The organism is Ruegeria arenilitoris, from assembly GCF_013035315.1.
GTDB classification, from domain to species: domain Bacteria; phylum Pseudomonadota; class Alphaproteobacteria; order Rhodobacterales; family Rhodobacteraceae; genus Ruegeria; species Ruegeria arenilitoris_D.
Window position 1 is genome coordinate 24822 of the sequence record NZ_WQHP01000001.1, and the last position, 19869, is coordinate 44690.

Consider the following 19869-nt stretch of genomic DNA (forward strand, 5'->3'; position numbering starts at 1 on the left):
GGATGAAGATGATAGCGCTTTGGCTTGGTATTGGTGCGGTTATTCTGCTGGGGGCGTATATCCGCCTCGCTCCCTCAGACCCGGCGAAATGGCACGTGGCTCCGGTCGGTGAGCAGAACCGCGACCTCGAAGGAGGGGCCGTTCGCGTGGTCGAGACCGGGCCGGACGGCCTGGCAAAACTGGACGCAATTGCACGCGACACGCCGCGCACGTCAGTTCTGGCCGGTTCGGTCGGTGAGGGGATGATCACCTATATCACGCGAACCAAAGTGATTGCCTTTCCCGACTACACCACCGCCCAGCAGGACGGCGACAACCTGCGTATCTACGCGCGCCTTCGCTTTGGGCGCTCAGATTTTGGGGTAAACCGCGCTCGTGTTGAGGGGTGGCTTGCTCTGCTGCAGCCCTGAGAACAAGCAGCCCTCCTGTACCTCGCGCCACATGGGTACGTTCAGCGACATCTGGCATTGCGCCATGAACATGCGGCCATCGACTTGCAGGCAGATCATCTCGCCCAGTTCGACGCGAGCGCCGGATTTGTCGGTGCAATAGCAGTCCTGAACCTTGCCTCCGGGGCCTACTACATCGGCCATTACGGGTGTTGTGAACAGGGTCAGAACAAGGATCAATCGTCTCATGCGCGGCAGCTTAGCACAGGGACGGCCCTTGACCAAAGGCCCGGATTGATAGACACCGCCGGGATGATCCCCGAAGAACGCCTTGAACAGATAACCCAGCGATTCCAGTACCTCGAAGCCGCCATGGCTGATGGCGCCTCGGGCGGGGATATCGCTGCGCTGGCCAAAGAGTACTCCGACCTCAAGCCGGTGGTCGATCAGATCATGGCGTGGCGGCAGCTGGTGGCTGATCTGGCCGAAGCCGAGGCGATGCTGGCCGATCCCGACATGAAGGAACTGGCCGAAGAAGAAATCCCTACTCTGCAGACCCGCATCCCCGATGCTGAACATGCCTTGCAGCTTGCTTTGCTGCCCAAGGACGCAGCGGACGCGCGCCCGGCAATGCTGGAAATCCGCCCCGGAACCGGCGGGGACGAGGCCGCGCTGTTCGCGGGCGATCTGCTACGCATGTACCAGCGCTATGCCGAGGCGCGCGGATGGCGGTTTGAGATCATCGAGGAGCAGTCCTCGGATCTGGGCGGGATCAAAGAGGTCGTGGCCCATATCAAAGGCGAGAATGTGTTTGCCCGGATGAAGTACGAATCCGGCGTGCACCGGGTGCAGCGCGTGCCCGAAACCGAAAGCGGTGGGCGGATTCACACCTCGGCCGCGACGGTTGCGGTTCTGCCCGAGGCCGAGGATGTGGACATCCAGATCGACGCGAATGACATCCGTATCGACACGATGCGCAGCTCGGGCGCAGGCGGGCAGCACGTGAATACCACTGACTCGGCGGTTCGGATCACGCACCTACCTACGGGTTTGGTGGTCACGAGTTCCGAGAAATCCCAGCACCGCAACCGAGAAATCGCGATGCAGGTGCTCAAGACGCGTCTCTACGATATGGAGCGTCAGCGGATCGACAGTGAACGGTCCGCCGACCGGGCCAGCCAAGTGGGGTCGGGGGATCGGTCAGAGCGGATCAGGACCTATAACTTCCCGCAAGGGCGCATGACGGATCACCGCATCAACCTGACACTCTACAAGCTCGATCAGGTGATGCAGGGCGATCTGGATGAGGTGATCGACGCGCTGACTGCGGACGATCAGGCGCGGCTGTTGGCCGAGATGGCTCAATGATCGGGGCGTTGACCGCTGCACAGGCGATGGTGGCCGCCACTGCGCGATTGCGGGCGGCCGGGGTCGATGATCCTGCGCGGGACGCTCGGGTTCTGCTGGCCCATGCCGCACGGATTGAGGCCAGCCGCGTGACCCTGATCGCGCCCGAGGAGTTGTCGCCCGAGATCGCAGAACGCTATGATCAATTGATCGCGCTGCGTGCCGTCCGTGTGCCAGTGTCACATCTGCTGGGCGAGCGTGAGTTCTATGGCCGCCGGTTCCGCGTAAGCCGCGATGTGTTGGACCCGCGCCCCGAAACCGAAACGCTGATCGAAGCCGCGCTGAGTGAGCCGTTTGACCATGTTCTGGATCTGGGCCTTGGGTCCGGCTGTATCCTGATCACACTGCTTGCCGAACGGACCAGTGCGTCAGGCGTGGGAGTCGATCTGAGCGAGGCCGCTTGTTTGCAGGCCAGCGCCAATGCGGTGCAGCATCATGTGCAAAGCCGCGTCGAGATTTTGCAATCGAACTGGTTTGAAAGCGTTGAGGTTCAATTCGACCTGATCGTCTCAAATCCGCCCTATATCTCTCTGTCCGAAATGGACGCACTTTCGCCCGAAGTGCGTGAGCACGAGCCGCGCATGGCATTAACGGACGAGGGGGACGGGCTGGGCGCATATCGCCATATCGCGGCAGGTGCGCCGGACTATTTGCTGCCCGGAGGGCGTTTGTTGGTGGAAATCGGCCCAACCCAGGGACGCAGTGTCGCAGCCTTGTTCGAGTCGGCGGGTTTGACGGCCACTCGGATCATCCCCGATTTGGATGGTCGGGATCGTGTGGTTTTTGCCAGAATGCCCCAGTAACGTGGCAACCTGACGCCGAAAAGCGCCGAATGATGTAAAAAAGCTGCGAAATTTTGGACAACCCCCTTGTCTGCACGCGCAGGACGTGTTTACTCAGGATCAGTCGGAGAGGTTGACGCTGTTTCAGCGGGCCCCTGACGCCAAGCCCAAAAAAGTCGACATCGCGTGACGGCTAAAGCCTTTGAGCAGTGCAGGACGCGAACAGATCGGCATCGAATGACAAGGCTGACGTAAAGTAAGATGAGATCTTCCAAATCCCGCTCGCGGGCCAAGAACAACCGCAATCGCCCTTCTGGGGGTAACGTCGTTAACCGGGTTTTTGACAGCTCGGGTCCAGAAGGCAAGGTGCGCGGTACGCCCCAGCAGATCATCGACAAGTATAACCAGTTGGCGCGTGACGCCCAACTGTCCAACGACCGTGTGGCCGCCGAGAACTTTCAGCAGCACGCTGAACACTATCTGCGCCTGCTGAGCGAAGCGCAACGCGAAATGGAAGCGCGTCGTGAAGAGCAGGAGCGTCAGAACCGCGAGCGTCAGGCCGAGCGTGACCGTGAGCGCGCCGAGCGTCAGGAACGCGAAGCGGCTGCCCGTCAGGCGGACCCGGCTGAAGCACCACAGCCCGATGTGATGGATTTCGCGCCCGAGGCTTCGGCACCTGAATCCGGACTGGTTGAAACTCCGGAAAGCCAGGGAGAAGCCCCCCCGGCAGAAGCACCGGCGAAAAAGGAAAAAGCGCCGCGCCGCCCGCGCGCGCGCAAGCCCAAAGCGGCGGCTGAGGATACCCCGGCAGGCGACGGCGACGCGCCAGAAGCCGCCGAGTAATCCCGGTATCAGAAGTTAGAAAAAAGCCCCGGATGTTGGTCCGGGGCTTTTGTATTTTTGGGTCAGTTTTTCTGGACTTCGCGCGCCAGTGCGCAGAACGCCTCGAGCGGGATTTGCTCGGCGCGTTCGGTCGGTTTGATGCCGGCAGCAAGCAAGCGGTCCTCGATATCCGGGGCTACGCCTTTCAACGAAGCGCGCAGCATTTTGCGCCGTTGGTTGAACGCGGCGGCGACGACGCGCGACAGCGTGGCAGCATCAGCTGGATAGCGCGGTTCCGGCAGGGCGGTCAGGTGGACGACCGCACTGGAAACCTTGGGCGGCGGAGTGAATGCACCGGGCGGTAGAGACATCGCAATACGCGCCTCGGCCCGCCACTGCGCAAGAATGGCCAGCCGGCCATAAGCCTTGCTGCCCGGTTGCGCGACAATGCGCTCGGCGACCTCGCGCTGGAACATTAGGGTCAGGCTCTGCCAAAAGGGCGGCCATTCGGGCGGGGTCAGCCAGCGGACCAGCAATTCTGTTCCCACGTTGTAAGGCAGATTGGCGGCAATGCGGATCGGCGGGGTCAGATGTGCCAGCGGGTCGATTTCCAACGCGTCGCCGTTGATCACTTCGAGCCGTCCGGGGTAGGCCGCAGCGATGTCGTTCAGAGCCGCGATACAGCGGGTGTCTTTTTCAACGGCCACGACCTTACGCGCGCCCTCAGACAGAAGGCCTCGGGTCAAGCCGCCCGGGCCCGGGCCGATCTCGAGCACGTCGCATTCGGTCAGGTCGCCTGCCTGCCGCGCGATCTTGGCGGTCAGGTTGAGATCCAGCAGAAAGTTCTGCCCCAGCGACTTGCGCGCTGAAAGCTGGTGGGTCGCGATGACCTCACGCAAGGGGGGAAGGGTGTCGATTGCGCTCATGATCCGTTTACCGTGGCGCGTGTTGGTTGGTCAGCGCCAGAGATTTTTTGCCTCCGGCGGAGATATTTTCAGCCAGGTGAAGGGTCAAGAGGCCTGCGTCATCCGTTGGGCGAGTTTAAGCGCTTCGATCAGGCTGGTGGGGGTGGCGATGCCTTGACCGGCGATGTCCAGTGCTGTGCCGTGATCTGGCGAGGTGCGTATGAATGGCAATCCTAGGGTCACATTCACACCGCGGTCGAAATCCAGTGTCTTGATGGGGATCAGCGCCTGGTCGTGATACATCGCAACCGCTGCATCGTAACGGTCGCGTGCGGCGGCATGGAACATCGTATCTGCCGGGTGTGGGCCGGTCACCACACACGAATCGTTAGGCAACTCTGCAATCAGCGGTGCGATCCAATCGAGTTCTTCGTGCCCCATCTTCCCGCCTTCGCCCGCATGCGGGTTTAGACCAGCAACGGCGATGCGAGGGCGGGCGATGCCGAACTGGTCACGCAGACCCTCGGCGGTGATTGCGATGGTCTCACGCAGAAGGTCGGGGGTCAGCTCGGACGGCACCCGCGAGAGCGGGATGTGAATCGTGGCAGGAACGACGCGCAGTTGATCGCTGGCCAACATCATGACAACGCGTTTTTTCCCCGCCAACGCGGCCAGAAATTCCGTATGGCCGGGATAGGCGAACCCCGCGCCGTCGATCAGGGCCTTTTTGTGGATAGGCGCGGTGCACAGTGCTGATGCAGCGCCGGACTGCACCAGGGCGACTCCGGTCTCGATAGCATCAATCACGCTGGGCGCATTGGCCGGGTCAGGCTGGCCCGGCCTGTTCGGGGCCGGGAAATCCAACTGCAGGACGGGCAGGGCGGTTGCGCAGATATCCCTGGCCTCTGCCGGGGTGCCGATCCGTTGAACAGGGGTGCCCGTGGGCAGGTGCGCAGCATCCCCGATGTAGAAAAAGGGACAGGCTTCGCGCAGTTCTGACCAGGCTTTGGCAGCGATCTCGGGGCCAATGCCCGCCGGATCTCCGCAGCTGAGCGCGATGAGCGCGCTCATTGCTCGATGATCGTGGCGTCAGCGCGCATCTGTTCGATCAGGCTGTCAGCGAAGGCTTGCAGGCGCTGCTGCGTCAGGGCGTTGGCTACATCCACGCGCGACGTCTCCTCGCCACGGTCCAGCGTGCGCGTGCACAGCATCAGGAATTTCAACGTCTGGCCGTTGTTGCCGGTCAGCGTGGTCGAGACTTCGTTCAGGTCGAGTTTGGACAGCTCAATCGCGACATCGCGCGGGATCTCAGAAGGGCTGACCTCGGCGCGCTGCAGAACTCCGGCTGGTTGATCCTTGGCAATGCCATAGAGGTCGTCACAGGTGTCGACCTCTTCGCGCAGTTTGGCGGCACGAGCCAGGGTTTCGGCGCTGCGTCCACCGGCCATGTTGTAGATGGCGTAGTCGATCTTGGAAAACCGCGGCGCGCTGGCTGCTGTTTCCCGTATTCCGCGCATTTGGAACAAAGCGATGGCATTGGGCAGTGACAGCGGCTGCGTGATATCGCCATTTTTCAGTCCCAGAATCACGGGCTGCAGGGCGGGGGGCAGGTCGGTCAGGTTCAGCCACTCCAGACGCCCGCCATCATTACGCGTGCCAGCAGCTGAATATTGGGTCGCGGCCGCAGAAAACGCATCAAACCCTTCCAAAAGGGCGATTTCCTCGGCCAGCAACTCGGCCTGCGCAACGGTCTGCTGTGTCACCGGGATGATGATTTCGGACAAGAGGACCTGAAGCCCGCCGCTGCCCCCCTGGCCCAGGGCCCGGTTGATCTCATCCTCGCTGGGTCGGGCCTGTGAGAGAAAGCGCGCGCTGACAAAGTCGCGCCATGACAGCTGATCGGCAACGAAATCCCGCACGGTTTCAGGTGAAACCCCGGCATCAGCCAGCAGATTCAGGAACTCGTCGGTCGAAAGACGACCGCGGGCGGCAAATTCGTCAATACCCAGTTGAATATCTTCAGGAGCGGCCTCGATTCCAGCCTCGCGCATGGCTTGCTTGCGCAGCCGTTCATCAATCAATGCCTCGCGGACTTCGGCCTCGGTCGCGCCCGGTGCACCCAGTGCTGAAAGGAATTGTTGACGTTGCTCAAGCTCATACCAGGTGACGATGTCCTGATTGACCTTGATCGCAGGCGAAAACAGGCTTTGCGCCTGCACCTGCACACCGGAGAGGGTCACCAGAACGGCAGCCAGCGCCGGTGCAACCGGTTTAAGCCAACCGGAACGGATGAATCGGGAGAAACCTGAAATCAACTGCATCTTCTCTTGTACTGTTGGCCGCCACCCTCGACGGAGTAACCTGTCAGGGCAACGGTAAACCCGAATTCTGTCGAAGGCTCAATACTTGATGATGAGGTAAAGCGCCTGTTGACGGTCATGTTAACCCTTACACACTCGTTCTGGTACGTGATGCCCAACCCGTAGCGGATAGGTTCGGACTCGCTGAGATCATATCTTGCTCCGAACTGCGTCAGCCAATTCTGGTCTACGCGGTAGCGCCCAGCCACCCGAATTTCAGATATCTGATCGTCCACGTTTTCCGCCGGATCGGGCTCTTGCCAAGCGTAACTGCCTGAAATTCTAGCATTTCCCTTGTTCCAACCCGCGCGAACTTCTGCTTTGGCAAAGCTGAAATCGCCGTTCATCAGGCCACGCCCAGCCAGCGACCAGCCATTGGCCGTCTGTAGTTGACCGGCCAGCAGAATATCAGAAGCCGTGCCCTGAAGACCCGACGTCAGGTTAAAGTTGGGATCCGCAGTTGAGCGGAACACCTGACCAACGGTTGCCAGAGCGCGCCATCCGTTTGCGGCGTACCGTGCCCAGTTTACGCCGAAAACGGCTGTGAACCCGTCTTCCCGGCGGTCAGGGGCCGGAAAGCGCGACAAGGACAGTAGGTTGCCCTGGTCGAATTCCTGAAATGTGCTTTCGTCATTTGGAATGTCCTGGTCCGTTACGTGCGTCCAACCGACTTGGGCAATCGGTTCCAGAACCTGCGATGCGCCGGATTTTTCGCGTCTGGACATCGGATAGCGTAGCGTCAGCGCTGCTCGCGGCGTCGCCCGGGTCACGCGATCAGGGTAATTGCTATCGTCGCGAATGTTGAACGTATCCACGGACGCACCAAACTGAGCGTCAGCCCGCAAGCCCGAAGCGAAGGTCCAGCTGCGCAGCCATTCCGTGTCGAAAGTCGCGCGAGCAACATCCCGTCCGACGACATCCTGATCACTGGTGCGTTCGTGCGTGTGTGCGATGAAACCCAAACGAACCTCGCCACCGACCGAAGTCGGGAAATAACGTTTTTGGTAGTAGAGGTCGAAAATCCGCGAGGGAATCTCTTCTTCGTTTTCACTGTCGCGCAAGGACTTGTAATGGATAAAGCTGGTGCGGAAAGCGGTATCGCGCTTGATCCGCTCTAACGCGACCTCGCTGCGCAGACGGTCAAAGTCGGGCAGGCCGTAGTCGGCCAGATAGGCGTTGTCCGACGTGGTCTTCAGATCAAACAGAAAGCGGAAATCGTTGTTCAGGTTAAAGAAACCGTTGGCGAACAAATAGCCGCGATCCTCGCCCTCTTGAAGGTCATCGCGGGTGAACGCGCCGGTAAACTCGATCCGCCCGCGCCTGAATGCCTGTCGGTAACGATAACCCAGCGTGCGGGTTTTCGACGACAGATAGGGGGTCAGGGTCAGGTCTTTGTGGTCGCCCATCTTGATGAAGTACGGCACCTGTAGCCCGGTACCCAGTTGCGATGTCGTGCGCAGCGACGGGACGAGAAAACCGGTGGCCCGTTCAAGCGTAGGGTCAGGCAGACGCAGGTAGGGCAGGTAGAAGACCGGCACATCCAGAAGGCGGAATTGCGCCCCTTCGAAATACAGCTGGCGTTCCAGCTGATCATGCGTGACTTTGCGGGCCCTAATCTGCCAGATCGGCGGTTTGCCATTGGCGCAGACATGGCACGACGTGGCCGAGACTTTGCTGAACTGCGTATAGCGCCCACCGGCCCGCGCAGCCTGGACCGAGGCGATCTGGACCTGTTGGTCAAACACCATGCGCGCGCCGACCAGCAGGCCGTTCATGATGCCGTCATCCAACTCGGCCGAATCCGCGAGCAAGGTCGTGGCACCGCCCTGGTCTATGCGAACGGGACCTTCCAATGACAGGTTGCCGGTCTCGCGGTCGTATGTGATGCGCGAAGCGGTGACTTTTGTGTCGCCCTGAAACGCCTCGACATTGCCCTCGGCGACAAGATTACGTTCGGGCGTGATAAAGATGCGGTCGGCCACCAGAAGGGCCGGTTGATCCTCTTGCGCGGTGCTCTGGGGCGCGTTTGTGGCGGTCTGGGACTGGGCCAAAGTGCTTGCAGGCATTGCCAGCGCGACGGCACCGGACAGCAGCAAGCCGGTTAAAATCCGCATCAGCCGTCCTCCGCGTGCAGCAATAGGCCAAGGGACAGAAGAATGGCTGCAAAGGGCGGGGCCCAGGCCGCCACTAGAATAGGCAATTGACCGTTTTCCCCCAGAATTTGGGCAAAGTTTCGAATGAAGTAGATGCCAAAGCCCAGCAATACGGCAGTCAGAACGGCGATCCCGGTGCCGCCGAAACGCACATGGCGCATGGTAAAAGCGGCACCGATCAGAACCATCGATATCAAAAACAGCGGACGGGCCAACTGCACCTGCAGCCAGACCTCGTACTGCTTGGTGGAAAACCCGGCTTCGCGCAGATCGCGGATCAGTTCCGGTAGATCATAGATGGATACTGAGTCCTGCTCGCCCAGCGTGTCCAGAATCCGTTGACGCGTGAGCGAGGTGGGAATCTCAAGCCGCGCATGTTCCTTGGCGTGGGTTTCGGGATTCACGCCGTCTTCCAGCGACCAGATTTTGGCATTGCTCAGCACCCAGATTCCACCCTCGAGGTCAGCCTGATCGGCAGTGATCTGCTGGGTTGGTGTGCCGTCCGGGGCAAAGGTGATGATCGTGACCTCGTTCAGCGTGAAGGTGTCCCCGTTCGACGTATCGCGCGCATGGATCACCGACTGTCCATTGGCCGAGCCCTGACGCAGCCACAGCCCTTCGGCACTGATCGACAGGGTCGACCCGCCATCATTCCTGTAGCTCTCAGCCAGACGCTTGTATTCCTCGGACGTCGCCGCAGCGATTGGGTTCAACAGGCCGACCGCCATCGCGCCAATGATCAACGCAATGACCACCGGGGCCAAAAGGGCGCGTATACCTGACCGGCCCGTGGCGCGGGTCACCACCAGCTCGGAACTGCGGGCCAGCCCGATGAACAACGCGATTGTGGACAGGATGATCAGCAGCGGCAGCATCTCGCTGATCGCGGCTGGGGTGTTCAGCAAGGTCAGCTGCAGCAATTGGCCAAACGACAGGTTTACCTCGTCAAAGCGGCGGACCTGCTCGATCAGGTCGATCAGAATCATCAGCGTCAGAAAGATGCTGCCGATAACCAGAAAGCTTTGAATGAAACGGCGGGCGAAGTAGCGGTCGAGGATCACGCGGGACCCTCCGCAATGCAGATATTCAGCCGATTCAGCGCCGGATACAGACCAGAATCACCGCAGCGCACCCATGTGCGTGACGGCCTATGCCTGCCCTGTCTTGCCAAAGTCTTCTCCCCCGAGCCTGTCGGATTTTTTCCGGGACTGTAATGCAATTGCTGATCGGGGAAAACTGCTATCTGGTCAAGCCGCGCGGCGCGGGCTAGGTCTTGGGGAACTGATTTTGAGGAGTTTGCAATGAGCAGTCTTGTACCGATCCGTTTTCAGGCTTTCGATGTGGACGCAATGGCGCAGGCCGAAGGGCGCGTTGTCGTCATCATGACACCCGAGGCCAAGATGGGTCCAGCTGTGCGTCGCGCCAACCGATTGACCCGCGGCGCGGTGGCCCGTCTGATCGAAAGCGACCGGTTCGAAAAGGTCAAAGCGGGCGATGTGGTCTCACTGGCCTGGCCCAGCGGAATGGCGGCCGAGGCGCTGGACATTCTGATCCTGGACCGTCGCCCCGATCCGGCCGAGGCCCGCAAGGCAGGGGCCAAACTGGCCAAGCTGGCGGACAACCAGCCCGTTTTGGTGATGGCTGGAAATCAGGCCAAAACCGAAGATTTGGCGATGGGTCTGGCGCTGCGCAGCTATGACTTTGACGCGCACAAATCCAAAGAGGCGGATCAGCCCGCAGGGTTCACCATCAGCCACCAGAAGGCCGACGAGGTCGAGGCCGCCTTTGCGCCGCTTTATGCAGTAGCCGACGGCGTGCGCATGACGCGGGACCTGACCAATGAACCCGCCAACGTCCTGACCACGACCGAATTCGCCGACCGTCTGGACGAGATGAAAGAGTTGGGACTTGAGGTCGAAGTTCTGGAAGAAGACAAGCTTGCCGAGTTGGGCATGCGCACGCTGCTGAGCGTCGGGCAGGGCTCAGTCAGCCCCTCCAAGGTTGTGGTGATGCAGTGGAACGGTGGCGACAAGGACGATGCGCCGCTGGCACTGGTCGGAAAGGGCGTTGTGTTTGACACCGGTGGTATCTCGCTGAAGCCGGCGGGTGGCATGGAAGACATGACCATGGACATGGGCGGCGCGGGCGTCGTTGCGGGAACGATGCGTGCGCTGGCCAAGCGCAAGGCCAAGGCCAATGTCGTGGGGCTGGTTGGACTGGTCGAGAACATGCCCTCGGGCAACGCGACACGTCCTGGCGATGTGGTCAAATCGATGAAGGGCGATACGGTCGAGATCATCAACACCGATGCCGAGGGTCGTTTGGTCCTGTGTGACGTGATGTGGTACGCGCAGGAACGGTTCCAACCGGTGGGTATGATTGATCTGGCTACCCTGACCGGCGCGATCATCATCGGTCTGGGGCATGAAAATGCGGGTGTGTTCTCGAACAACGACACGTTCTGCAACGCCTTCCTCAAGGCCGCCGGGGCCGAGGATGAAGGTGCATGGCGCATGCCTCTGGGTGAAGCCTATGACAAACAGCTCAAGTCCCGGATCGCTGATATGAAGAACGTCGGTGGCCGTCCGGCGGGCTCGATCACTGCGGCGCAGTTCCTGCAGCGCTTTGTCAAGGAAGAGACACCGTGGATTCACCTCGACATCGCAGGTGTGGCTTCGGTGTCGTCCGAGACATCCTATGCGCCCAAAGGCGCGACCGGCTGGGGCGTGCGCGCACTCAGCCGCTTTGTGCAGGACAATTTCGAGTAAGCACATGGGCGCAGTCTATTTCTACCACCTGACCCGCCAGCCGTTGGAATACACCTTGCCGGTGTTGCTGGATAAGGCACGGCAGGCCGGGTGGAAGATTGCCGTGCGGGGCACCGACCCTGCGCGGATGGACTGGCTGGATGAAAAACTGTGGCTGGGGCGGGAAGAGGATTTTCTGCCCCATGGACGCGCGGGCGGTCCGCATGACGCAGCACAACCCATCCTGTTGACGACCGAAATGCAGGCCGCGAATGACCCGACCTGCGTCATGGCCGTGGACGGCGCGCAGGTTGAGCCGGGCGAGGTAACGGCCTTAGACAGGGTTTGCATTCTGTTTGACGGCAATGACGATCAAGCTGTGCAGCATGCGCGCGGGCAGTGGAAAGCGCTGACCGGCGCGGGGTGTTCGGCTCAATACTGGTCCGAAGAGTCGGGCCGGTGGGAGAAAAAGGCCGAGGCCTAAGCGCCGGGTCTCACAAGTAATTTCAGGAGAGTGACAGATGGACATGAAGCCTTTGGGCCGTACCGGTATCGAGGTCAGCGACCTGTGCCTTGGTACAATGACATTCGGTACTCAGACATCCGAAACGGACGGGCATCGGCAGATGGACATAGCGCTGGCCGCCGGCATCAACTTCGTTGATACCGCCGAGATGTATCCGGTGAACCCGATCTCGAAAGAGACCGTGGGCCGGGCCGAAGAGATATTAGGCAACTGGAACGCCGCCAACCCGGCGCGGCGGGACGACTATGTTCTGGCGACTAAGCACTCAGGCGCAGGATTCGCCCACGCTCGTGATGGGGCGTGGATTACGGGTGAAACCATTCCCGAGGCGATCGAAGGCTCGCTGCGGCGGATGCAGACGGATTACATTGACCTTTACCAGTTTCACTGGCCGAACCGGGGCAGCTACATGTTCCGGCAGAACTGGAACTATTCGCCCTCGGGGCATAACACCAATGAAGTTCTGGACAACATGCAGGAGTGTTTGACGGCGCTGCAGGCCCAGGTCGACAAAGGCAACATCCGTGCTTTTGGTCTGTCGAACGAAAGCGCCTGGGGCACCGCGCAATGGCTGCGCCTGTCCGAGCAGATGGGCACCCCGCGCGTGGCATCCGTTCAGAACGAGTATTCCTTGCTGTGTCGTCACTTTGACACGGACATGGCCGAACTGAGCGTGCATGAGGATGTGGGCTTGATGGCGTTCTCTCCGCTGGGGGCCGGGTTCCTGACGGGCAAGTATCAAGGCGGGGCAGTGCCCAAGGGATCGCGCATGGATCTGGTGCCTACAATGGGTGGACGTAAGTACGAGCGCGTGTTCGGGGCGGTGGATGCCTATCTTGAGGTTGCGCAACGGCATGGTCTGGATCCGGTTCACATGGCGCTGGCGTGGTGCCGGACACGGCCCTTTATGATGTCAGCCATTTTCGGGGCCACCACCGTGGCGCAATTGGAACACATCCTTGCAGGGAAAGATCTTCGGTTGTCGGATGAAGTTCTGACCGAGATTGGTCAGGCGCATCGCGCGCATCCCATGCCATTCTAGGGGACGCTGCCCCGCCGCCCGTGTCGGGCGGCTCCCCCGAGGCATTTAGGGCTAGATGAAGCAGATCCCGTCAGTGGTGGGTCGGTTGCGTACGATCCTGGCGCAGGTCGCGGGCCGACAGGCCGTGCGCCGTGCGGAAGGCGCGGGCAAAGCTGGATTGCGAGGCAAACCCGGTCGCCAACGCCACGTCCATGAGGGGCATGTCTGTATCGGTGACCAGACGACGCGCCTCGGCCAGGCGCAGTTGCAGGTAGTGATCCTGCGGCGTGGTGTTCAGGCGCAGGCGGAACTGCTGCTGTAGGGTCCGAGGGCTGGTGCCAAGCGTTTCGGCGATGTCGGCCAGCGGAAGGGGGTCTTCCAACGAAGACTCCATCAGGGAATTTGCTTTGGCGGTCAGTGCTGTGTGGCGATGTGGAGCGCCGGTGCGGCTCTGCGGCTTGGTTGGGCTGGGCGCGCCGTCGTAGAGGAACAGGCCCGAGACACGTGCGGCAAAGCCCGCGCCGTGGCGCGCGGCGATGATGTGCAGCATCATCTCGACCGCGGGGATCGCGCCGCCTGAGGTCAGGCGGTTTTCGGATACGGTAAATCGGTCGGGGCGCACGTCGACCTCGGGGAAGCGGGTGGCGAAATTATCCAGATCTTCCCAATGCGTGGTGGCAGCGTGGCCGTTCAGCAGACCGGCCTCGGCAAGCAGCCACGGACCGCCATCGATCCCGGCCATGGTGGCACCGGTGCCCGCAATGCGGCGTAGACCGGCCAGCAGGCTGGGCGTGGCGTGGCGGGCCAGTTGAAACCCGGCGACGACAATCATCAGGTCGCAAACTTGCAATCGGGCCAACGGAATGCCGGGCACCATCAGCGCGCTGGTCAGCATCGCGGGTTCGGCGGTCGCGGTCACATAATCCCAGTCAAATGCCGGGCGATCCGCCAGCCGGTTTGCTGCGCGCATTGGGTCAACGGCGGATGCGAAGCTGAGCGTGTTGCATTCGTCCAGAACCAGCACCGCCGTTTTCAGGGCGCGATGTTCAGGCTGCAATATGTTTTTTGCGGATTTCATCAAGTTCGATTCGCATTCTGGCAAGTGTTTTTCCAAGGCTGCGTCAGAGTCGGGGGTGAACGCAAATCGGAATCCGGGGAGAAGCCTGGGGAAAACTCAGGGCGAAACCGGGTATAACTTGGGGAAAACACCATGCCTCTGGAAATGAACCGCGACGTCTTCATCACCTGTGCCGTTACGGGCTCGGGCGGAACGCAGGATCGCAGCCCACATGTGCCGCGCTCGCCGAAGCAGATTGCAGAAAGCGCGATCGCCGCCGCCAAGGCAGGTGCCGCCATCGTTCACTGTCACGTGCGCGATCCTGAAACAGGTGCGCCCAGCCGTCGTCTGGATCTGTACCGCGAGGTCACAGAGCGCATTCGCGAGGCCGAGGTGGACGTGGTTCTGAACCTGACCGCCGGGATGGGCGGCGACATGGTGTTTGGCCCGACCGAGTCGCCTCTGCCTCTGCGCGAGGACGGGACCGACATGATTGGCGCGGCGGCGCGGGTTGAGCATGTGGCTGAGTGTCTGCCCGAGATTTGCACTCTGGACTGCGGCACCATGAACTTTGCCGAGGCCGATTACGTCATGACCAACACTCCCGGCATGCTGCAGGCGATGGGCCGCATGATGACGCATCTGGGCGTAAAGCCCGAGATCGAGGCGTTTGACACCGGCCATCTGTGGTACGCCAAGCAGTTGGTAAAGGATGGCGTTCTGGACAGCCCGGCTCTGGTTCAGCTGTGCATGGGTGTGCCGTGGGGTGCACCGGATGATCTGAACACTTTCATGGCGATGGTGAACAACGTTCCGGACGACTGGACCTTCAGCGCGTTTTCGCTGGGCCGCAACCAGATGGCTTACGCGGCAGCAGCCGTTCTGGCGGGCGGCAATGTGCGCGTTGGGCTGGAAGATAACCTGTGGCTGGACAAAGGCGTACTGGCCGAAAACTGGCAGTTGGTCGAACGGGCCGGGACTATCATTGAAAACATGGGCGCGCGTGTAATCGGTGCTCAGGAAGTGCGTGAGAAGCTGGGGCTGACCAAGCGCGCTCCGGTGGCAAAGTGATCCCAAGCGGGGTTGGGGCCAAGCCCCAATCCCCCAGGCGCTTCGACGAATGAAGACTGCGAAAATTACAGGCGGTAGACTATGAAAACAGCGGCGATTATTGGCGGCGGTGTGATTGGCGGCGGATGGGCCGCCCGGTTCCTTCTGAATGGCTGGGACGTCCGGGTGTTCGACCCGGATCCCGAGGCTGAGCGAAAGATAGGTGAGGTTCTGGACAATGCGCGTCGGTCGTTGCCGGGGCTCAGCGATGTGCCATTGCCTGCTGAGGGCGCATTGACGTTCCACGACGATATCGCCGACGCCGTTCAGGGGGCGGCCTGGATTCAGGAAAGCGTGCCAGAGCGTTTGGACCTGAAGCTGAAGGTTTACAAGGGGTTGCAAGAAGCTTGTGATCCAGGCGCAATCATCGGCTCATCAACCAGCGGATTCAAACCGTCGGAACTGCAGGATGGTGCTCTGCGCCCGGAACAGATCGTGGTGACGCACCCGTTCAACCCTGTCTACCTGTTGCCGTTGATCGAGCTGGTGCCGACCGACAAGAACCCCGCTGAAATGATCGAGCGGGCGCAAGAACTGTTGAAATCGGTTGGGTTCTTCCCTCTGCACGTTAAAAAAGAGATCGACGCGCATATTGCTGACCGGTTCCTCGAGGCTGTTTGGCGCGAGGCGCTGTGGCTGGTCAAGGATGGTATCGCGACGACCGAAGAGATCGACGAAGCAATCCGCATGGGGTTCGGCATACGCTGGGCGCAGATGGGCCTGTTCGAGACCTATCGTGTGGCGGGCGGTGAGGCCGGGATGCGGCATTTCATGGCGCAGTTTGGCCCGGCGTTGAAATGGCCCTGGACCAAGCTGATGGATGTGCCGGAATTCACGGATGAACTGGTCGATATGATCGCGGATCAGTCGGATGCGCAGTCGGGGATGCACTCGATCCGTGAACTGGAGCGGATTCGCGATAACAACCTTGTCGGGATGATGCGGGCGTTGAAGGCGCAAAACTGGGGTGCTGGCGCTATCCTGAACCAGCATGATGCTGCACTGAAGCCCGGTGCCTTGCCGACAATCGAACAGGCAGACCTGAGCCAGCCGATCCTGACACTTGCGCGGGCCGTTCCGCTGGACTGGACCGACTATAACGGCCACATGAACGAGGCGCGTTATCTGGAGGCCTTTGCCGCAGCCACCGACCGGTTCATGGAGATCATCGGCTGTGACGCGGATTACATTTCGTCAGGCGGCAGTTACTTCACGGCTGAAAACCACATCCGGTATATCGACGAAGTGCATGCGGGTGCGAAGATCGAAGTTCGGACCCAGATGCTGCTGGGGCAGGGCAAAAAGCTGCACGTTTTCCACTCGATGTATGAAGGGGATAAGCTGCTGGCCACGGGCGAGAGCTTCTTGCTGCATGTCAGTTTGGAAACCCGCCGTCCCAGCGCCCCATCGGCCGAGATCGAAGCGGCGATGGCCCGTATCGTCGAAGCACAAGCTGGTTTGCCGTACCCCGAGGGTGCCGGGGCCGCGATCCGTAAACCGGCATGAGCGGGCGTGTTCTGATCACGGCTGGCGCTTCGGGCGTTGGCCGTGCCATGGCCGAGGCGTTTGACGCCGCAGGCGCGCAGGTTTGGGTGGCGGATGTCGATCATCAGGCCTTGTCTGACTGCCCCGATCATTGGCGGCGATGTGAGGTGAATGTCGCGGATGAGGCAGAGGTTGCTGCCTTGTTCGGTGAGATTGAAGCGGAATGGGGCGGGGTGGACACGCTTTGCGCCAACGCCGGGATCGCGGGTCCGACGGCTCTGGTCGAAGACGTTGCGCTCGAGGACTGGCGTTTGTGTCTTGCGGTAAACCTTGAGGGGGCATTTCTGTGTGCCAAATACGCCTCTCCGCTGATGAAGCGCCAAGGCAGCGGGGCGGTGGTCATCACGTCGTCAACTGCCGGGCAATATGGCTATCCCAATCGCGCGCCATATGCGGCGGCAAAATGGGGGATGATCGGTTTGGCCAAAACCCTGGCGATGGAGCTGGGCCCGCACGGTATACGCTGCAACGCCATCTGTCCGGGCGCGGTTGAGGGCCCCCGGATGGAGGGCGTGCTGCACCGCGAGGCGCAGGCCAAGGGAATGACCCGGGATGAGGTCTATGCGGGGTACGCCTCGGGCACCTCGATGGGGCGCTTCGTCGAAGGTCGTGACATCGCGAATATGGCGGTATTCTTGGCTTCAGACGCAGCCCGATTGGTGTCGGGGCAGGTGATTGCCGTCGACGGTCATACGGTCAACCCGGACCCAAAGGTTTAACCCTGATTGGGACCGCGTATCTGGCGGATCGACTGGCGGACCGCCTGCCAATCGCGGGCTTGGTCCATGTTCCCGGCGGCTTCGCATTCGCGCATTTTCTGCGCGGCTTCCGCCTCGGCCTGATCTCCGTGCGCCGAATAAAGGGCTCGGGCGTATTGAGCGGTTTTCAGTGCGTCCATTCCTGTCCTCCTCCGTCTGGGATCGGATTGCCTGAAGGTTCGCGCCAAACGACAGTAGCACAGGATGACCCAGCTTGCATCTCTAGGATTAGGTTCAGGCGGGAATCGCCGACCGCAGATGCCGAAGGTGGTCGGGGAAATCCCGGGCAGTCACATCCGCTTCGCGCACCAACGTGTCGAAATGACGGGTAAATGTCTCGATCCGGTCGCGGTCGCGAAAGGCCATGTAGTGGCTGCCTGCGTAGAACACGCAGAGCAGAGGACCAAAGATGGTGACTGGCGCTGAGTAGAGGCGTTTGGCGTCGAACAGATAGATGCGCATCCGGGGATAAAGCTGCTCACACAGCGCCAGCAAGTGGTCAATCTGGTTCAGGCGGATCTTGGGGCAAAGGCCCTCGTAATAGCCAGTTGCGCGAGCAAAGCTGTCCAACTCGAACAGGGGCATCGCGATTTCATAGTCCGATTGCGCGCTGCGCATCCATGTCAGGCGATCGGCCGATGCACCGATGGCTTGATCTGCCGTGCGGCCCAGATGCGGGGCGTATTCCCATTCCAATACGGCGCGTGTCTTCAACATGTCGGGCAGGGTGGCCGGGACATAACGAATCTTGTAGCCGGCAGCCTCTTTGTGCCACTCGAAAATGCGTTCATCGACCAGCGCGCGCGGGGCCTTGGTCATTGTCAATGAACTGGCCAGCAACTCGGCCGCGCTTTCGGGTCGATCCGACAGGCTAAGCAACCAATCCGCCGACACCCCAAGCGCCGAGGCGCAGCTGCCGACCACATGGGCATTCGGCAAGCGTGCGCCTTCACCGGTCAACAATTGGGAAACGGTCGAGCGGTCAACGCCGATATTCCGCGCAAGGGCGCTTTGGCTGACGTGCTGTTCTTCCATGGCGCGGGCAAGGCGCAGTCGGAACTGCGCGGCACGGTCTCGTTTGTCTATTTTATCCTGCATGTGATGAAAAATATCACAGATGATGAGTTTTGTTAATCATATTCAGAATTTTCAACCTACGCCGCGATCCGTAATTCTTAAACCATAACAACAATATGGGTGACGGAATGGAAACGCGACGAAGATCGGTCGTGAAGGCAGTGCTGTGGAATGCGATGGGCTTGGCCGTGATGACGGTGGTGGGTCTGGTCGCGACGGGCTCGGCAGCAGTAGGCGGGACACTGGCGATTGTTAACACCGCAATCGGCCTGACCATGTACGTAATTTACGAACGTATCTGGGCCGGGATCTCGTGGGGTCGCAATGTCTGAGCGTCCGGGACCCGAGTGGGGCACGTTCGCCCTGATCCTCGCATGCTATGCGGCATGGCTCATGGTGATTTTTGCATTGCCGATCTGGCTGGCAATCCCGGCCATGGGGCTGGTTGCAGCGCTGCATTCGTCGCTGACTCATGAGGCACTGCATGGCCACCCGTTTCGCGCCCGATGGCTGAATGAGGCCCTGATGGCGCTGCCGTTGACTTTGTTCATCCCCTACAATCGATTCCGCGATCTGCATCTGGCACATCACCGCGATGCGACCCTGACCGATCCCTATGACGACCCCGAGTCGAACTATCTGGACCCCAAGGTTTGGAACGCTCTGACCGGCTGGCAACGGAAACTGCTGCGGGCGAACAACACGCTATTTGGGCGTATGATTCTGGGGCCGGCGATAGGTCAGTACACGTTTCTACGCGATGAGCTGCGCGGAGCCATGCGTGGGGACGGGGTCATACTGCAAGCTTGGGCGCTTCATTTGGTTGGGGTGGCCGTCGTTCTGTGGATCGTCTCTCTGTCCCCGATGCCGATTTGGGCCTTTGTTTTATCGGCTTACATTGGGCTGGGGCTGGTCAAGATTCGCACATTTCTGGAACACCGGGCGCATGAGAATTCCAGCGCCCGCACCGTGATCGTTGAAGATCGGGGGATTTTGGCGTTTCTGTTTTTGAACAACAATCTACACGTCGTTCATCACATGAATCCAGGCGCCCCGTGGTACCGGTTGCCAGCGCTCTATCGCGCTGGAAAGGACCGCTATCTGGCCAGCAACGAGGCCTATGTCTACCGCTCTTACGGGCAGGTTTTCCGCTCGTACTTTTGGCGCGCGAAAGATCCGGTGGCGCATCCGCTCTGGCCAAAGGGTTGAT

The 19869-nt window shown here is 60.7% G+C and carries 21 protein-coding genes; 12 read left to right on the forward strand and 9 right to left on the reverse strand.

Annotated elements, in window-relative coordinates; all coding sequences use genetic code 11:
* Nucleotides 1–2: 2 nt before the first annotated feature.
* A complete protein-coding gene (locus GOV53_RS00125) occupies nucleotides 3–410 on the forward strand; it encodes a DUF1499 domain-containing protein (protein ID WP_170463314.1) in 408 nt (135 codons plus the stop codon).
* On the opposite strand, the gene GOV53_RS00130 is transcribed toward GOV53_RS00125, so the two are convergent.
* On the reverse strand, nucleotides 351–638 hold the full coding sequence (locus tag GOV53_RS00130) for a hypothetical protein (protein WP_170463315.1): 288 nt from the start codon (nucleotides 636–638) through the stop codon (nucleotides 351–353). The two genes, GOV53_RS00125 and GOV53_RS00130, sit on opposite strands and share 60 nt — an antisense overlap.
* A gap of 63 nt (nucleotides 639–701) precedes the next feature.
* On the opposite strand from GOV53_RS00130, the gene prfA reads away from it, so the two are divergent.
* The 3 genes from prfA to GOV53_RS00145 all read left to right on the forward strand — a co-directional run bounded on the left by prfA (nucleotide 702) and on the right by GOV53_RS00145 (nucleotide 3421).
* A complete protein-coding gene (gene prfA / locus GOV53_RS00135) occupies nucleotides 702–1757 on the forward strand; it encodes a peptide chain release factor 1 (RefSeq protein ID WP_170464516.1) in 1056 nt (351 codons plus the stop codon).
* On the forward strand, nucleotides 1754–2599 hold the full coding sequence (gene prmC / locus GOV53_RS00140; RefSeq protein ID WP_170463316.1) for a peptide chain release factor N(5)-glutamine methyltransferase: 846 nt from the start codon (nucleotides 1754–1756) through the stop codon (nucleotides 2597–2599). Before prfA ends, prmC begins: the two co-directional genes overlap by 4 nt.
* 240 nt (nucleotides 2600–2839) lie before the next feature.
* Entirely contained in the window at nucleotides 2840–3421 is a 582-nt protein-coding gene (locus GOV53_RS00145; protein WP_170463318.1) for a DUF4167 domain-containing protein, read from the forward strand.
* A 62-nt stretch (nucleotides 3422–3483) separates the two neighbouring features.
* Here the strand turns inward: GOV53_RS00145 and rsmA are convergent, their stop codons facing one another.
* The 5 genes from rsmA to lptG all read right to left on the reverse strand — a co-directional run bounded on the left by rsmA (nucleotide 3484) and on the right by lptG (nucleotide 9879).
* Nucleotides 3484–4326, reverse strand: coding sequence for a 16S rRNA (adenine(1518)-N(6)/adenine(1519)-N(6))-dimethyltransferase RsmA (rsmA, locus tag GOV53_RS00150; protein WP_170463320.1), 843 nt, complete (start codon nucleotides 4324–4326; stop codon nucleotides 3484–3486).
* 84 nt (nucleotides 4327–4410) lie between these two features.
* A complete protein-coding gene (gene pdxA / locus GOV53_RS00155; protein WP_170463322.1) occupies nucleotides 4411–5376 on the reverse strand; it encodes a 4-hydroxythreonine-4-phosphate dehydrogenase PdxA in 966 nt (321 codons plus the stop codon).
* Nucleotides 5373–6626 carry a peptidylprolyl isomerase gene (locus GOV53_RS00160; protein WP_170463325.1) on the reverse strand — a complete coding sequence of 418 codons (1254 nt, stop codon included), beginning with the start codon at nucleotides 6624–6626 and terminating at the stop codon, nucleotides 5373–5375. The genes pdxA and GOV53_RS00160 overlap by 4 nt, the downstream gene beginning before the upstream one ends.
* A complete protein-coding gene (locus GOV53_RS00165) occupies nucleotides 6617–8779 on the reverse strand; it encodes an LPS-assembly protein LptD (RefSeq protein ID WP_170463327.1) in 2163 nt (720 codons plus the stop codon). Before GOV53_RS00165 ends, GOV53_RS00160 begins: the two co-directional genes overlap by 10 nt.
* The gene (gene lptG / locus GOV53_RS00170) at nucleotides 8779–9879 is read right to left on the reverse strand and encodes an LPS export ABC transporter permease LptG (protein ID WP_170463329.1); all 1101 of its coding nucleotides are present in this window, start codon (nucleotides 9877–9879) and stop codon (nucleotides 8779–8781) included. The genes GOV53_RS00165 and lptG overlap by 1 nt, the downstream gene beginning before the upstream one ends.
* Before the next feature lie 240 nt (nucleotides 9880–10119).
* On the opposite strand from lptG, the gene GOV53_RS00175 reads away from it, so the two are divergent.
* From GOV53_RS00175 to GOV53_RS00185, 3 genes are read left to right on the forward strand one after another with little or no spacing between them, the layout of a single operon-like run.
* The gene (locus tag GOV53_RS00175; RefSeq protein ID WP_170463331.1) at nucleotides 10120–11586 is read left to right on the forward strand and encodes a leucyl aminopeptidase; all 1467 of its coding nucleotides are present in this window, start codon (nucleotides 10120–10122) and stop codon (nucleotides 11584–11586) included.
* Between the two features lie 4 nt (nucleotides 11587–11590).
* Nucleotides 11591–12049: a DNA polymerase III subunit chi gene (locus tag GOV53_RS00180; protein WP_170463333.1), complete on the forward strand. Its 459-nt coding sequence runs from the start codon at nucleotides 11591–11593 to the stop codon at nucleotides 12047–12049.
* 37 nt (nucleotides 12050–12086) lie between these two features.
* Nucleotides 12087–13133: an aldo/keto reductase gene (locus GOV53_RS00185; protein WP_170463335.1), complete on the forward strand. Its 1047-nt coding sequence runs from the start codon at nucleotides 12087–12089 to the stop codon at nucleotides 13131–13133.
* Nucleotides 13134–13203: 70 nt separating this feature from the next.
* Here GOV53_RS00185 and GOV53_RS00190 read toward each other — a convergent pair whose 3' ends face one another.
* Nucleotides 13204–14190: a GlxA family transcriptional regulator gene (locus GOV53_RS00190; RefSeq protein ID WP_170463336.1), complete on the reverse strand. Its 987-nt coding sequence runs from the start codon at nucleotides 14188–14190 to the stop codon at nucleotides 13204–13206.
* 132 nt (nucleotides 14191–14322) lie between these two features.
* Between GOV53_RS00190 and GOV53_RS00195 the strand changes: the two genes are divergently transcribed.
* The 3 genes from GOV53_RS00195 (at nucleotide 14323) to GOV53_RS00205 (ending at nucleotide 17543) form a co-directional block, all read left to right on the forward strand.
* Nucleotides 14323–15240, forward strand: a complete 918-nt coding sequence (locus GOV53_RS00195) for a 3-keto-5-aminohexanoate cleavage protein (RefSeq protein ID WP_170463338.1) — start codon at nucleotides 14323–14325, stop codon at nucleotides 15238–15240.
* 81 nt (nucleotides 15241–15321) lie between these two features.
* On the forward strand, nucleotides 15322–16785 hold the full coding sequence (locus GOV53_RS00200; RefSeq protein WP_170463340.1) for a carnitine 3-dehydrogenase: 1464 nt from the start codon (nucleotides 15322–15324) through the stop codon (nucleotides 16783–16785).
* A complete protein-coding gene (locus GOV53_RS00205) occupies nucleotides 16782–17543 on the forward strand; it encodes an SDR family oxidoreductase (RefSeq protein WP_170463342.1) in 762 nt (253 codons plus the stop codon). Before GOV53_RS00200 ends, GOV53_RS00205 begins: the two co-directional genes overlap by 4 nt.
* Here GOV53_RS00205 and GOV53_RS00210 read toward each other — a convergent pair.
* A complete protein-coding gene (locus GOV53_RS00210) occupies nucleotides 17540–17722 on the reverse strand; it encodes a hypothetical protein (protein WP_170424350.1) in 183 nt (60 codons plus the stop codon). The two genes, GOV53_RS00205 and GOV53_RS00210, sit on opposite strands and share 4 nt — an antisense overlap.
* Nucleotides 17723–17816: 94 nt before the next feature.
* The gene (locus tag GOV53_RS00215) at nucleotides 17817–18680 is read right to left on the reverse strand and encodes a helix-turn-helix domain-containing protein (protein ID WP_170463344.1); all 864 of its coding nucleotides are present in this window, start codon (nucleotides 18678–18680) and stop codon (nucleotides 17817–17819) included.
* Between the two features lie 107 nt (nucleotides 18681–18787).
* Between GOV53_RS00215 and GOV53_RS00220 the strand changes: the two genes are divergently transcribed.
* Nucleotides 18788–18991: a DUF2061 domain-containing protein gene (locus GOV53_RS00220; RefSeq protein WP_170424354.1), complete on the forward strand. Its 204-nt coding sequence runs from the start codon at nucleotides 18788–18790 to the stop codon at nucleotides 18989–18991.
* Nucleotides 18984–19868, forward strand: coding sequence for a fatty acid desaturase (locus tag GOV53_RS00225; protein ID WP_170463346.1), 885 nt, complete (start codon nucleotides 18984–18986; stop codon nucleotides 19866–19868). The genes GOV53_RS00220 and GOV53_RS00225 overlap by 8 nt, the downstream gene beginning before the upstream one ends.
* Nucleotide 19869: the final 1 nt, after the last annotated feature.